This is a genomic window from Streptomyces sp. NPDC001443 (assembly GCF_053597355.1).
In genome coordinates this window covers 92,447-106,982 of record NZ_JBSFIA010000005.1, presented here as the reverse complement: position 1 = coordinate 106,982, position 14,536 = coordinate 92,447, and the positions used below count along the sequence as shown (strand labels likewise).

General features: G+C 69.0%; 8 protein-coding genes and 3 pseudogenes. 5 read left to right on the top strand and 6 right to left on the bottom strand.

Annotated elements, in window-relative coordinates; all coding sequences use genetic code 11:
* Nucleotides 1-15: 15 nt before the first annotated feature.
* From ACWC24_RS08505 to acnA, 3 genes are all read right to left on the bottom strand, one after another.
* Entirely contained in the window at nucleotides 16-1,122 is a 1,107-nt protein-coding gene (locus tag ACWC24_RS08505) for a lytic polysaccharide monooxygenase auxiliary activity family 9 protein (RefSeq protein ID WP_450662057.1), read from the bottom strand.
* 277 nt (nucleotides 1,123-1,399) lie between these two features.
* The gene (locus tag ACWC24_RS08500; RefSeq protein ID WP_450662182.1) at nucleotides 1,400-2,914 is read right to left on the bottom strand and encodes a HAMP domain-containing sensor histidine kinase; all 1,515 of its coding nucleotides are present in this window, start codon (nucleotides 2,912-2,914) and stop codon (nucleotides 1,400-1,402) included.
* A 515-nt stretch (nucleotides 2,915-3,429) separates the two neighbouring features.
* Nucleotides 3,430-6,144 (bottom strand): aconitate hydratase AcnA, encoded by a 2,715-nt coding sequence (gene acnA / locus ACWC24_RS08495; RefSeq protein WP_450662056.1) that lies wholly within the window; start codon nucleotides 6,142-6,144, stop codon nucleotides 3,430-3,432.
* Between the two features lie 309 nt (nucleotides 6,145-6,453).
* On the opposite strand from acnA, the gene ACWC24_RS08490 reads away from it, so the two are divergent.
* Both ACWC24_RS08490 and ACWC24_RS08485 read left to right on the top strand, forming a co-directional pair.
* Nucleotides 6,454-6,651 carry a DUF4236 domain-containing protein gene (locus ACWC24_RS08490; RefSeq protein WP_450662055.1) on the top strand — a complete coding sequence of 66 codons (198 nt, stop codon included), beginning with the start codon at nucleotides 6,454-6,456 and terminating at the stop codon, nucleotides 6,649-6,651.
* Nucleotides 6,652-6,716: 65 nt separating this feature from the next.
* Nucleotides 6,717-8,246, top strand: a complete 1,530-nt coding sequence (locus tag ACWC24_RS08485) for a UDP-N-acetylglucosamine 1-carboxyvinyltransferase (protein ID WP_450662054.1) — start codon at nucleotides 6,717-6,719, stop codon at nucleotides 8,244-8,246.
* Nucleotides 8,247-8,512: 266 nt separating this feature from the next.
* Here the strand turns inward: ACWC24_RS08485 and ACWC24_RS08480 are convergent, their stop codons facing one another.
* Nucleotides 8,513-9,754, bottom strand: a complete 1,242-nt coding sequence (locus ACWC24_RS08480) for a DMT family transporter (RefSeq protein ID WP_450662053.1) — start codon at nucleotides 9,752-9,754, stop codon at nucleotides 8,513-8,515.
* Between the two features lie 320 nt (nucleotides 9,755-10,074).
* Between ACWC24_RS08480 and ACWC24_RS08475 the strand changes: the two are divergent.
* Nucleotides 10,075-10,348, top strand: a pseudogene (locus tag ACWC24_RS08475) (helix-turn-helix domain-containing protein); the annotation flags it as partial.
* 300 nt (nucleotides 10,349-10,648) lie between these two features.
* Nucleotides 10,649-10,756 (top strand): annotated as a pseudogene (locus tag ACWC24_RS08470) (IS5/IS1182 family transposase); the annotation flags it as partial.
* 15 nt (nucleotides 10,757-10,771) lie between these two features.
* Here the strand turns inward: ACWC24_RS08470 and ACWC24_RS08465 are convergent.
* Entirely contained in the window at nucleotides 10,772-11,377 is a 606-nt protein-coding gene (locus ACWC24_RS08465) for a hypothetical protein (protein WP_450662052.1), read from the bottom strand.
* A 1,079-nt stretch (nucleotides 11,378-12,456) separates the two neighbouring features.
* Here ACWC24_RS08465 and ACWC24_RS08460 point away from each other — a divergent pair.
* A pseudogene (locus tag ACWC24_RS08460) lies at nucleotides 12,457-12,709 on the top strand (helix-turn-helix domain-containing protein); the annotation flags it as partial.
* Between the two features lie 416 nt (nucleotides 12,710-13,125).
* On the opposite strand, the gene ACWC24_RS08455 reads toward ACWC24_RS08460, so the two are convergent.
* Nucleotides 13,126-14,436: a peptidase inhibitor family I36 protein gene (locus ACWC24_RS08455; protein ID WP_450662051.1), complete on the bottom strand. Its 1,311-nt coding sequence runs from the start codon at nucleotides 14,434-14,436 to the stop codon at nucleotides 13,126-13,128.
* Nucleotides 14,437-14,536 lie beyond the last annotated feature (100 nt).

Below are 14,536 nucleotides of genomic sequence, written 5' to 3'. Positions count from 1 at the left end.
GCCCAGAGCGGCGGCTCAGCCCACCTGACAGGGCAGAGCCGCCGCGCTGTCCCCGCCGGAGCCGGAGACGACGTATCCGAACGTCGCGCTCTGCCCCGGACTCAGTGAGCCGTTCCAGTCGGCGTTGTGCACCATCACGTCCTGCCCGCTGTAGGTGGCGTTGCCGTTCCAGAGGCTGGCCACCGACTGACCGCTCGGCAGGGTCCAGTCGACCATCCAGCCCAGCATCGGGACGTCGCCCGAGTTGGTGACGGTCACCTCGGACTGGTAGCCGCCGTTCCAGCTGTTGGTGGTCCGGCGGGTGGCGGTGCAGGTGCCCGGGACCGGGTCGGTCGGGTTGCCCGGGTCGTGGATTCCGGTCACCTCGCCGTTGCCGCCGTCGAAGACGACGTCGGAGCAGGAGTAGAAGGTCTCCGCGCTGTCCGAGCGCTGCCAGACCATGTAGACGATGTGCCGTCCCGACTTGCCGGCCGGGAGCTTCCCGGACCAGGAGTAGTTGGCCTCGACCGTGCCGGGGGTGCCGTTGAGCGGGGGGTGGTCGACGGTGAGGAACGGCTGGTCCTCCATGTCGTTCCAGGTGAGGGTCCTGGTCGGGTCGAAGCCGTCCTTGGTGATGTAGACGTAGAACCAACCGGGGTGCGCGGCCCAGGCGTTGTACGAGAAGTCGACGGTCGCACCCGAGGTGAGGTGGGTCAGCGGCCAGTCGCCGCGCGGCAGGTCGAAGCCTGTGAAGTTGGGGTTCCCGCCGCTGCACAGCGAGCCGTCGGGCACGAAGCCGCGGGTGCGGCCGGCGCCGTCGGAGCGCAGCACGGAGAACCAGTTGTAGAACGGGGTGGTGCCGCTGACCTGCTGAGCGGCCTTGCAGGCCGGGTTGACCGGCTTGATCTCCCCGGTGTCGGTGAGCCCGTCCTGCCAGCACAGGAAGGTGCGACTGCCGGGCTTCATCGGGGTGCCGTGGGCTTCCGCCGGACCGCCGGCCGTGAGGATCAGGCCGAGGGCCGGAACGGTCGTGAGCAGGGCCAGGAGGACGAGGAACAGGGCGCTGCGGGAGGCCGGACGCGGTGATCGCCGCAGCCGTCGCGGGGGCGCGGGCGACGACTCGCCCGTTAATGTCATAGACATGTCAGGCAACATGACGGAGGGACGTCCCTTCGCTCGACGGTCGTGAGGAACGTGCGTGCGCGTACGCGCGCGCCGCAGGCGCGCGGGCGACAGGGGGGCGGGAGCGCTTCCGGGCGGGTTCCGGTCCACCGGGTGGGAGCGCTCCCACCCCCTGGTGCGGAAGGTAGCGCCGGACGCCGGAGTTGTAAACGGGCGGCGCCGGGATTGCCGGTGGGCCGCCGTAGGGAGCCGTGTCCTTCCCCGGCCGACGGACGGACCGGCTCTCGTAGCGGCGTGGTCACCCGTCGGTCCGTACCACCTGGGCGGCGGGGCGGCCGACCTGACGGACGCCGACCTGACGGACGCCGTCCGGTCGTACGACTTCCTCGGCGTCGCCGTCCGCGATGTCGGCCGGGGCGTCGGCCGTGAGCGGCAGTTCGACGGTGAACTCCGTGCGGCCCGGCTCGCTGCGCACGTCGACGCGGCCCCCGTGCGCGGTGGTGATCGCCGCGGCGACGGCGAGGCCGAGACCTGAACCGCCCGCCGCGCCGGCCGCCCGGCTCCGGGAGGCGTCGCCCCGGGTGAACCGCTCGAAGACCGAGGGGAGCAGATCGGACGGGATACCGGGCCCGTCGTCGCGGACCCGGACGACGCAGCCCGCGCCGCGGCCCCCCGCGGTGGTCTCCACACTGACGACGACCGTCGTACCCGCCGGGGTGTGGGTCCGCGCGTTGGCCAGCAGGTTGGCCACGACCTGGTGCAGCCGTACCTCGTCGCCGACCACCACGGGCGGTGCGCCGAGACGCAGGTCCAGTTGCCAGTCGTGGCCGTCGCCCGCGGCCCGCGCGTCCCACACCGCCTCGGCGACCAGCGAGGCCAGGTCCACCTCGGCCGACTGGAGCGGACGGCCCTCGTCGAGCCGGGCGAGCAGCAGCAGGTTCTCGACCAGGCCCGTCATCCGGGCCGACTCGGCGGAGACCCGGCGCCAGGCCAGCAGCGGCTCGCCCTGGCCGGTACCGCGGTTCATCAGCTCCGCGTATCCGGCGATGGAGGCGAGCGGGGTGCGCAGTTCATGGCTGGCGTCGGCGAGGAAGCGGCGCATCCGCTCCTCGCTGTGGCGCATCCGCTCCTCGCTGCGCCGGCGTTCGGCCAGCGAGGACTCCACCTGGTCGATCATGCGGTTGAGGGCGGCCCCGACCTGGCCGGCCTCGCTGCCCGGGTCGGTGTCCCGCTCCGGCACCCGGGTGAGGGCGGTGCCCTCGCCCCGGCCCAGCGGGGCGTGGGAGACGGCGACGGCGGTGGCGGCGACCCGGCCGAGGGGGCGCAGCTGGCGCCGTATGACCACGGCGCACACGCAGCCCGCGGCGGTGAGGCCGGCCACGGCGACGCCGCCCTCCGCCTTCACCAGCCGGCTGATCAGGTCCTGGACGTCGTCCATCGGCAGTCCGGCGAGGACCCGGACGCCGTCCGCCTCCAGCGCGGTGACCCGGTAGGTGCCGAGGCCGGGCACGTCGCGGGTGTGCGGCGAGCCGTCGGCCGCGAGGTGCGCCAGGGCCGCGCTCTGGGCGTCGGTGAGGTTCCGTGGCGGCGCGTCCTCGTCCACCAGGGCGGCGGCCAGCACGCGGCCGTGGTCGTCGAGACGGGCGGCGAGCATCCCGGCCGGGTGCCCGCGCTCGCCGAGGAAGGTCAGGTCCCGGTCGAGGTCCGGGTGGAGCGCGGCCCCGCCCAGGCTGTGTTCGGCGGCGTCGGTGACCCGGTCGTCCAGGTTCCCCAGCAGATAGGCGCGTTGGACCAGGGCGGTGGTGAGTGCCATCGCGGCGCACACGGCGGCGAGGGTGACGCCGATGAGGAGGAGCAGCCGCGTACGAAGGGTGTGGCGGCCGGACGGCCCGCCGGGCAGACGGCCCGACGGGCGGCCGGGCAGACGGCCCGACGGGCGGCCGGGCAGACGGCACGGCCGGCGGCCGGGCGTGGGGCCGGGCAGGTCGAACGGGGGCTCGTCGTCGACGGTCCGCGCACGGACACGGCCGCTTCGGAGCCCAGAGGTGCCAGTCATGTACCGATCCTGTCCCGGTCCGCTGGGGGAACCCTGTGTTCACCCTGAGGACCGGCGATGACCTGGCCGGAGGGCGGAGGGCGGAGGGCGGAGGGCGGAGGGCGGAGGGCGGGACGGTGACGGCCGGACGGAGCGGAGACCGCCCCGGGACCGCGGAGGCGGAGACGCGGACGCAGACGGCGGACGGCGGACGGCGGACGGCGGACGGCGGACACGGCGAAGGGCCGCATCCCCGGTGCGGGGGATGCGGCCCTTCGCCGTTCGGCGGGTGCCTACTTGCGGATCAGGTTGCGCAGCACGTACTGCATGATGCCGCCGTTGCGGTAGTAGTCCGCCTCACCGGGGGTGTCGATGCGGACGACCGCGTCGAACTCCACACCGGTGTCGGTGCTGACCTTGACCGTGCGCGGGGTGGTGCCGTTGTTGAGCTCCTCGACGCCGGTGATGGAGAAGGTCTCCTCGCCGGTCAGACCGAGGGACTCGGCGTTCGCGCCCTCCGGGAACTGGAGCGGCAGGACGCCCATGCCGATGAGGTTCGAGCGGTGGATGCGCTCGTACGACTCGGCGACGACGGCCTTGACGCCGAGGAGCGCGGTGCCCTTGGCGGCCCAGTCGCGGGACGAGCCGGAGCCGTACTCCTTGCCGGCCAGGATGACCAGCGGGATGCCCTGCTCGATGTAGTTGCGCGAGGCGTCGTAGATGAAGGAGACGGGGGCGCCGTCCTGGGTGAAGTCGCGGGTGTAGCCGCCCTCGGTGCCCGGCGCGATCTGGTTGCGCAGGCGGATGTTGGCGAACGTACCGCGGATCATGACCTCGTGGTTGCCGCGGCGCGAGCCGTAGCTGTTGAAGTCACGACGCTCGACACCGTGCTCCGTGAGGTACTTGCCTCCGGGGGTGTCGGCCTTGATCGCACCGGCCGGGGAGATGTGGTCGGTGGTGACCGAGTCGCCGAGCTTGGCGAGGACGCGCGCGCCGGCGATGTCCGAGACCGGGGTGGTCTCCATCGTCATGCCCTCGAAGTAAGGGGGCTTGCGGACGTACGTCGACTGCGGGTCCCACTCGAAGGTGTCGCCCTCGGGGATCGGCAGCGCCTGCCACTGGGCGTCGCCGGCGAAGACGTCCTGGTAGGACTTGCTGAACATGTCCTCGCCGATGGCGTTCGCCACGACGTCGTTGACCTCGGCCTCGGAGGGCCAGATGTCGGCCAGGTAGACCGGCTTGCCCTCGGTGTCGGTGCCGAGCGCGTCGCGGGTGATGTCCACCTTCATGGAGCCCGCGAGGGCGTAGGCGACGACCAGCGGCGGGGAGGCCAGGTAGTTCATCTTGACGTCGGGGTTGATACGGCCCTCGAAGTTCCGGTTGCCGGAGAGGACCGAGGTGACCGCGAGGTCGTGGTCGTTGACGGCCTTGGAGACCTCGTCCGGCAGCGGGCCGGAGTTGCCGATGCAGGTGGTGCAGCCGTAGCCGACCAGGTTGAAGCCGACCTTGTCGAGGTAGGGGGTGAGCCCCGCCTTGTCGAAGTAGTCGGTGACGACCTTGGAGCCGGGGGCGAGGGTGGTCTTGACCCACGGCTTGCGGGTCAGGCCCTTCTCCACGGCCTTCTTCGCGACGAGCGCGGCGGCGACCATGACGTACGGGTTCGAGGTGTTGGTGCAGGAGGTGATGGCCGCGACCGTCACCGCACCGTGGTCGATCTCGTAGGTCGAGCCGTCGGGGGCCGTGACCGTGACCGGGTTGGACGGGACGCCGTTGGAGGAGGCCGGGGCGTCGGAGGCCGGGAAGGACTCCTTGCCCGCCTCGTCGGCGGTGTCCACGTAGTTGCGGACGTCCGTCTTGAACTGCTCGGCGGCGTCGGCGAGGACGATGCGGTCCTGCGGGCGCTTCGGGCCGGCGATCGACGGGACGACCGTCGACAGGTCCAGCTCCAGCTTCTCGGAGAAGTCGGGCTCGGCGGCCGGGTCGAGCCAGAGGCCCTGCTCCTTGGCGTACGCCTCGACGAGCGCGACCTGCTGCTCGGAGCGGCCGGTGAGCTTGAGGTAGTTCAGGGTCTCGCCGTCGATCGGGAAGATCGCGGCGGTGGAGCCGAACTCCGGCGACATGTTGCCGATGGTGGCGCGGTTGGCCAGCGACGTGGCGGCCACGCCCTCGCCGTAGAACTCGACGAACTTGCCGACGACACCGTGCTTGCGCAGCATCTCGGTGATGGTCAGCACGAGGTCGGTGGCGGTGGTGCCGGTGGGCAGCTCGCCGGTGAGCTTGAAGCCGACCACGCGCGGGATGAGCATGGAGACCGGCTGGCCGAGCATCGCGGCCTCGGCCTCGATGCCGCCGACGCCCCAGCCGAGCACGCCGAGGCCGTTGACCATGGTGGTGTGCGAGTCGGTGCCGACGAGGGTGTCGGGGTAGGCCTGACCGCCTCGGACCATGACCGTGCGCGCCAGGTGCTCGATGTTCACCTGGTGGACGATGCCGGTGCCCGGCGGGACGACCTTGAAGTCGTCGAACGCGGTCTGGCCCCAGCGCAGGAACTGGTAGCGCTCCTTGTTGCGGCCGTACTCCAGCTCGACGTTCTGGCCGAAGGCGTCCTTCGTGCCGAACTTGTCGGCGATGACGGAGTGGTCGATGACCAGCTCGGCCGGGGAGAGCGGGTTGACCTTGGCCGGGTCGCCGCCGAGCTCCTTGACGGCCTCACGCATGGTGGCGAGGTCCACGACGCAGGGCACGCCGGTGAAGTCCTGCATGATCACGCGGGCCGGCGTGAACTGGATCTCCTGCGACGGCTGCGCCTGGGAGTCCCAGTCGCCGAGCGCGCGGATGTGGTCGGCGGTGATGTTCGCGCCGTCCTCGGTGCGGAGCAGGTTCTCCAGCAGCACCTTCAGGCTGTACGGAAGGCGAGCCGAGCCTTCCACCTTGTCCAGCCGGAAGATCTCGTACGACTCGTCGCCCACCTGCAGCGTGCTGCGGGCGTCGAAGCTGTTCGCCGACACGACAGTCTCCTTCATTGATGTGCGCGTACCACCGTCGATCCTGCCGCCACACCAACTTGGCCGATCCGCTAAGGTGAGGCTAAGTTAGGTAACCCTTACTAGTGGGGCGGCAGCGGGGCGCCTCGGCAGATATCTCGATGTCGAGATAACTCTAGTACATGGGGGCTGGATGGTCATGCCCGGCCCTGCTCCGCCATGCCGATATTCGGCTCCGCCTCACGACAACTCCACGGAAGCACGGCCATCAGTGGGCCGAGTCGGGGTAGACGCAGCACAGCAGGACACCCTCTCGCCCGAACGGAGGCCCCGATGCCCCTCACCTTCCGCAAGAGCTTCCGGATCCTGCCCGGGGTCCGCCTGAACATCAACCGACACTCCTGGTCGATCACGACCGGCGGAGAACACGGCCCCCGGCACACCCGCAGCAGCACCGGACGTCGTACGACATCGATGGATTTGCCCGGACCTTTCGGGTGGCGGCGCACCCGTACCGCCAAGCGCCGGTGACGGCACATCACCCGAATGGCCCCCCTCGGAAGGTGCCATCTCATATCTGAGATAGCCTCAGTCCCATGGCAGACGACTACCTCGTACGCATCGGCAAGCTCATCCGTGACGCCCGGCAGCACCGTGGCTGGTCACAGGCACAGCTCGCCGAGGCACTCAGTACCAGTCAGAGCGCCGTCAATCGCATCGAACGCGGCAACCAGAACATCAGCCTTGAGATGATCGCCCGGATCGGCGAAGCGCTGGACAGCGAAATCGTCTCTCTCGGCTACGCGGGTCCGATGCATCTGCGGGTGGTCGGCGGCCGTCGGCTGTCCGGTGCCATCGACGTCAAGACGAGCAAGAACGCGTGCGTGGCGCTGCTGTGCGCCACCCTGCTCAACCGGGGCCGCACGGTGCTGCGCCGGGTCGCCCGTATCGAGGAGGTCTACCGCCTGCTGGAGGTGCTCGGCTCGATCGGCGTGCGCACCCGCTGGATCAACGGCGGCGTCGACCTGGAGATCGTGCCGCCGGCCCGGCTGGAGATGGCGTCGATCGACGCCGAGGCCGCCGTCCGCACCCGCTCGATCATCATGTTCCTCGGTCCGCTGCTGCACGTCATGGACCGCTTCAAGCTGCCCTACGCCGGCGGCTGCGACCTCGGCACCCGGACCATCGAGCCGCACATGATCGCGCTGCGCCGGTTCGGCCTGGACATCGCGGCGACCGAGGGTCAGTACCACGCGCAGGTCGACCACACGGTCCGCCCCGACCGGCCGATCGTGCTGACCGAGCGCGGCGACACCGTGACCGAGAACGCGCTGCTGGCCGCGGCCCGGCACGACGGCGTCACGGTCATCCGCAACGCCTCCTCCAACTACATGGTCCAGGACCTGTGCTTCTTCCTGGAGGCGCTGGGCGTCAAGGTCGAGGGCATCGGCACCACCACGCTCACCGTGCACGGCGTACCGGACATCGACGTCGACGTCGACTACTCCCCCTCCGAGGACCCGGTCGAGGCGATGAGCCTGCTGGCCGCCGCGGTGGTGACGGAGTCGGAGCTGACCGTGCGCCGCGTCCCCATCGAGTTCCTGGAGATCGAGCTGGCGGTCCTGGAGGAGATGGGCCTCGACCACGACCGCACACCGGAGTACTTCGCGGACAACGGCCGTACCCGCCTGGTGGACCTGACGGTCCGGCCCTCCAAGCTGGAGGCGCCGATCGACAAGATCCACCCGATGCCGTTCCCCGGCCTGAACATCGACAACGTGCCGTTCTTCGCGGCCATCGCGGCCGTCGCGCAGGGCCAGACGCTGATCCACGACTGGGTCTACGACAACCGCGCCATCTACCTGACGGACCTGAACCGGCTGGGCGGCCGCCTCCAGCTCCTCGACCCGCACCGGGTCCTGGTCGAGGGCCCGACCCGCTGGCGCGCCGCCGAGATGATGTGCCCGCCCGCGCTGCGGCCCGCGGTGGTCGTCCTGCTGGCCATGATGGCGGCCGACGGCACGTCCGTGCTGCGCAACGTGTACGTCATCAACCGCGGCTACGAGGACCTCGCCGAACGCCTCAACTCCATCGGGGCGCAGATCGAGATCTTCAGGGACATCTGATGTGAAGGCGCCGCCGTACCCTGTCTGAGCAGCCGGAACGCTGATCCTGAGAGGGTGCGGCGGCGCCTGTGGCACTTCTCTGGGGCTTTGCGGCCGTGGCGGCCGTCCGAGGACGCAACGACCGCTCCGGCTTACGGATCTGCGTCGGCGCTACGGCGCGTCGAGCAACACTGAGTGATGGAACGGCCGCTGATGACGAGTCTTCCGGATGCCGACGCCAGCGTCGACGCTACCTGACCGGGATGAGGCATCAGGCGAAGCGACCTCTATGTTGCCGCCCTTTGCCGTGACCTTGGGCCATGCATGTCAGGCTGTGCGAGCTGGCGTTGCTCCTGTCGCACGGCCATGGGCAACCGGTCGAATACGCCTGCACCGTGATAGCTGAGTGTGATGGTGGGGCTGTCGTCGGCGAGGGCGGCCCAGGCCACTCGAGGATCGCGTGGAGCCATACGATCACGGGAGGCGGGCTGGGAATTCGCGGAGGCCACGCCGTGTACAGCAGGTTCCGCCGGCCAGTAGGCGACTTCCCACGCGTCGGCCTGACGTGGACCAGGAGCCGGGGGGAAGCTCGGATAGGCAGGTGCGCGCGGTGCTGACGTCCGCTTGTTCTCGCCGCTCGAAACCACGATCGTCACCCCGACGATGATGAGTATGAGCCCGGGCAGGGTCGCGGGGTGCACGCTCTGTCCCATCAGCCACCAAGCGGTGATCGCGGCGACGGGTGTTTCCAGCAGGAGCAGAACGCTCATGGTCGTCGCCGATGTCCTGCCCAGGGCGAAGTTCATGGCTCCGAGTCCCAGAAGCTGCGGAAGGACCAGCAGGCCGAGCAAGGACAGGTGGGTCGAGGCATCGAACCCCGTGAGGGGAGTGCCCGCCATCCGGCAGATGACGAACAGTTCCAGCCCACAAACCAGTGAGCAGACCGTCGAATACAGGGGTGTACTCATGTCCGACCGCGCCTTGTGGCTCAGGGCCGTGTAGGCGGCTTGCGCCACAGCCCCGGCGAGGGCGAGCAGGTCCCCCATCAAGGCGGTGCCACCGGACTTGATATCCAGACCGGCGGCTGCGGCAGCTCCGACCACGGCAAGGGAGAGACCCGCCCAGGTTCTCCTGCCGGCTCGAACGCCCTGGGCCGCCGCGATGAACGCCTGCCAGACGGGCTGCGTGGCGACGAGTGCTGTCGACATGGCGACAGTGGTGAGCCGTGTACTGGTCATGAAGGCTGCGAAATGGAGGGCGAGCGCGGTAGCCGCGAGTGAACCTATGCCCAGAGGCCTCCACTGCTCACGACGCAGAAGACCACGCCGGCCGCGGACGACACCGGCCACTTCACGTCGGCGCAGCAGCAGCAGGAAGATTCCAAGAGTGGCGAAGCCGAGGGCGTTGCGCCAGAAGGCCATGGCGAGAGGCGAAGCGGTGGCGGACGCGGTCAGCGGAGCCGTGGCCGAGATCGAGACGACGGCGACCCCCATCGCCGCCACGGTCAGCGGATCGATCTTGGATTTCATGCCGTATCACCGCCATCGGTTCCGCCGAAGCGTCTATCAGGCAGGCGAGAACAGGTTTCGGCGTCCGGCGACGGCAGAGCCGTTGGTAATCTGCGACGGGTATTCATACTGATGTGCCCCTGGGGTACGAACCGGGTCGGCCGAGACTCACGTCTGACGGACTCGGTAGTGCGTCACGCTTCGGGGCCGCCACCGACACTCCCCATGATCAAGGCGCCTGTAGGCAACCGAGGCGCGAGCGTCGGCGCGGCTGGACTTCCCGGCGGGACGGTGAATGGTGCCCCGCGCCCACACAACGGGACAGGCCGTCGAGCGGTTCAGAAGTTCTGCCGGCACTGGCCCGCCCACGGAAGAACGAGACGTTCACACGGGCCGGCGCCGGGTTCGGGGTGTCGGAAGCGACGGCATGGCGCTACGTCGACGAGACGCTCGAGGTCCTGGCCGCCCGGGGCGCCATGGTTCTCGCGCGCGGCACCGGGACGAACTCACGACCTGAGCGCGGCCCGCGCCCACGGCATCGGCCAAGCCTGCCCGAGTCGGCAGATCCTCGTCCTCGCCGACCGCGCCTGCCAGGGCGCCTGCGCCACCTGGCGACTGTTCAGGATGAAAGAGGCTCAGTGTCGTCAAGGTGGAGGTTGCGCCAGTTGCTGCTGCGTGACGCGTGCAGCCCGTGCCGGCGCATGTTCGAAGGCAACCGTCCTCGAAACGGCGCAAGACCTTGATGGTCTGCACTTTCAGCCATGAAGCGCTCAATTCGGGGAAGCCAACCTACAGCGTCGCGAATTACGTCACCGGAGAACCCGTTACGGGGGAAATCGTACGGCGGGTTCGGAGGGGGCCGCGCGAAAAAGGTCCTGCACATGGCAAGCACCTCGTCGCGCGGTCTATCCAACCAACCGCCTCAAGCAGTGGCGCGGCCTGGTCACACGAACCGACATACTCGCGATCGCCTATCGGGCCGCACTCCGCCTTGCGGGCATCCTCACCTGGATCCGAAGCCGACCCGAGAGGCAGCACCTAACGGCGTGGCCCCTTGGGTGCGGGAGCAGGAGCAGTTGCCTGCGGTGCAGAGTTGACAGCTCCCTGGTTCGCCTTCGGCTGTGCAGGCCCGGGCGGCAGATGCATGTTTGCATATTGCGCGACAGGATTTGCGGCACCACCGCTGAAGTTTTGCTCACTTTCAAGGTGCTGCGTGAAAGATTGGCCCAATTGCGCCCATCGGCCAATTTGAGACTGCAGCTCGACCCGCCGATCGACGCTGAACGACACGGCCGCCTGGGTCGCCGCACTCGGCTGCTGCGCGTGCTGTTCACGCCAATATTCGTACTCCGCGTGGGCAATCTTCCTGTGCGCCGCTTCGGCCTTCGGACTGTCGAGGGGGGTGAGGTAGGCGCTGGTGAGTGCCGGGTCCGTGAATACCTTGTGGACATCACGTGCACCATGCTCTCCCGCCCCATAGCGGATCCCTTCAATCGCGGCTGCGACGGCGTGGCCTACGGTGAATTCCTGCACCCCCTGCTGGTTGAGCACTCCGTGAATATGCGACATGGAATCCTCGCGAGGCTTGCTCGCCTGCGGTGCCGGATCCGACCGCAGGTCCATGATCTTCATCAGCGTGTCCACTTCTACCCCATTTCTGCGATTCTTTCGGACCTGTAAAGCACAACGCGAAAGACATCTCCGGGGTTCAACACGCGGTGTCATCAAAGCAGCGGGGCCGTCGCCGGTCACAGGAGCTGATCGTCCCCGCCTTGCGGCACAACGCTCGACAGCCTTCTTGGCGAGCAGGACACAGACACCCTCGTCGAGGTTCCAACCCCGGGTCCTTGAACCCTTTCGGGATCCAGCACGTTACTGACTGCAAGCGAGAGCCGCCATCAGACCCCCGGCACAAGGAACGCACGGAGGCTACCGAGATGCCAGAGCAGAACTCGTCCAGGGACGAGCAGCCACCGGCCTACGAAGGCCACGCCCCCAACCCGTTCGATTTCCTGGACCCAGACTCACAGGGCCTGCAGGACGCCATGGAACGTGGACACAACCAGGCATCGACGCACGGCTCCTCCGGAGCCAATTACGCACAGCCACCAGCGTACGGGGGTCCGCCGAACCCTCTGGCGTTTCTCGACCCGGATTCCAGAGCACGGCAGTCCGAAATCCAGCGCGGCCTTGTCGAACCGCCGCCAGCGTATGCGGGTGCGCCGAACCCTCTGGCATTTCTCGACCCGGATTCCAGAAGGCGACAAGAGGAAATAAGTGCCGGTCAGATTGGGCAAGTAAATTACTCGCAGGGGCAGATCGGACCGGAGGCTCAGGCGCTGATTGCTCACTACGCGAGTTCAGGCCGCACATCCCAGCAGCCTGCCCGGCAGCGCGACGGGCAGGGCAGCTCCTCCGCGCAGCAGACCTCTCATCATGGCAGCTCACGGTCCGGTAAGCGCAGACGCTGATGTCGACCTTTGGGCGAAGAGGGAACTCCTTCCTGCCTCAAGACCATTGAAGGCGAGTCCGGCTTACGAGTCAGGCTTGTTTCCGCCCGCCCCAGTGACGGATGCGGCCCTCGCCGTCAGGGCCGAGGTAAGTGTAGACATCGAGGCGAAGTGGGATCTTTTCGCCTCAGTGAACCTCTTTCGTCCTGTCTCCCAGGTGTAAATGGGCTGGTGGGCAGGGGGCGTGACAAGGCAGGGCCCCTCGTCGTTGGCGTGGTGATCTCACTCATCACACCGGCGACCGAGAGGCCCTGTTGGTTCCGTATCCTTCCATGCTCGATGTCCCGTACGAACTCGTCGAGCATGTCTCCTGGCTCGTCTACGCAAGAACGAGACGTACCGGCAGGTCGGCGTCGGATTCGGTGTGTCCGAGGCGACCGCCTGGCGCTACGTCGACGAGACGATCGAGATACTCGCCCCCTGGGCGCCCGGCCCGCACGAAGCCCTGACCGGACTCGGAGAGGGGCGGGCCAGACGCGGGCGTTGAGCTTGATCCCACACCTCCAGAACAGCCACATAAGCAGGCGATGGAGAGGAAACCGACCTCAAGCAGTCGGACGAACACCGGCAACGCCTGCCGTCTGCCGACAGGTGGGACAGGCCCGTATACACGGCGGCGGACCCGGACGCGCAGGCGTTCCCGGTCCGCAGCGCGGGGACACCGACGAGGCCGTCGTCGATCCGGAGCTCCGACGAGGAAGGAAATCCGAGCGGCTGCATCCCGGGGTTGAAGTGACCGAGCGTCATGCCGGTGCACGACGGAACGCCGTGGCCGGCAGGCCTCCTTCCCCCCTGGCACAGGCGCGATGGCGCCGGCCCGATCTCACCGTCCCCCTCGAAGCGCGGGTGGACGGCGGGATCGGTCGACGAACCGGCTCAGCCTCAGCAGCCGCCGACCGAGAGGGAGGACACCGCGTTGTCGTAGAGGTACAGCAGTTCCTGCTTCGCGCCCGCCGGGATACTGAAGGAGTAGCCGTGGTAGTCGGCATCGGTCCAGATGCAGACTTGACGGCCGCTGCGGTTCCACACGGAGCCGGCCCGATCGTTCCACGCCCAGTCGATGTAGGGGATGTCCACCGGATCGACCGCCAGCACGTCCCCGGTGTTGCCGTGGCCGTCAAAAAGGTAGATCTTGCCGGCGGGCCGGTTCACGGCGGTGGCGGTGGTGTGCACGGAGGGCTTGGCGGTCACGGTCGCCGTGGTCTTCGGCGGCCTCACCGTCACCGTGGCGTTCGGCGGGCTCACGGTCACGGTGCCGGCTGCCTCGGCGCCGCCGGCATGGGCCTTTTCGGGCTTCGGCTTCTTCTCCGTGTTCGAGGCGCTGGGCGACGGCGACAGGCTGGGCGACGGCGACAGGCTCGGCGACACGGAGACAGTGGGTGACGCCGGCGGACCGTGGTGTGCCGGGAGCCCGCTCAGCTTGTCGCCGGCACCGGCGGCCTCGCTGTGTCCTCGGTCACCGCCCGATCCGCTGCCCAGCAGCACCAGCGGCAGGACGACCACAGCGGCCACCCCAAGTGCCACCGGACCGACGAGCAGGGGCCGTTGCAGCAGGCCGGGAGCGCGGTACTCGTCGTCCGACTGCCGCGACGTCGCGCCTGCACCGGCGTCCCTGGAGCGGCGCAGCCCCGACAAGGAAGCGACCCGGGAGGAGAGCGAGGGCAGCGGAGATCGCGAGGGCTCGGGTGGCGGTGGTGAGGGCAGCGACCGGACGAGGTCGTCGTCCGGGCCGTCGTCGAGGTCCTCCAGGCCGTCGGAGTCGACGAAGTCGTCGTCCGTGCTGTCGAGGGCGGCATCGAACGAGGCGCCGCTACCGGAAGACACGGCCCCGCCGGTCTGGTTGTGCGCCTCGTGGAGCTCTGGCGACCCGGCTTTCGTTATCACCGGTGGCGGCGGCGCCGGTGCAGCCTGCGAGAGCTCGACCGGCTCCTCCACCAGCCTGCTGGAACCGTCGGGTGCCACTTCCACGAATGTCACATGCTCGGTGGCGGGGTCGGAAATAGCCGCGGTGACGGGCGAGTTGCGCCGGCGCGCGTGCCGGTGCAGCGTGTCGAGGACCGCCTCGTCGAGAGACTGCCCGCTCGCCGCCTGCACGGGCACCCCGTCGATGGAGGCGGAGCCGTCGGCGTCGATGAACACAGTGAACCCAGGCGTCCGCCCAGCGGCTCCCCCGGCAGACTCCCGGCTGCTCATGTCCACAGGCTCCCCGGGCTCAGCGCGCCGGCCCGACGCGGTGAGGCCGTCCGTTCCTTCGTCCCGGTTCATCCCTGTTCCCTCCCTGCGTTGTGCCTGC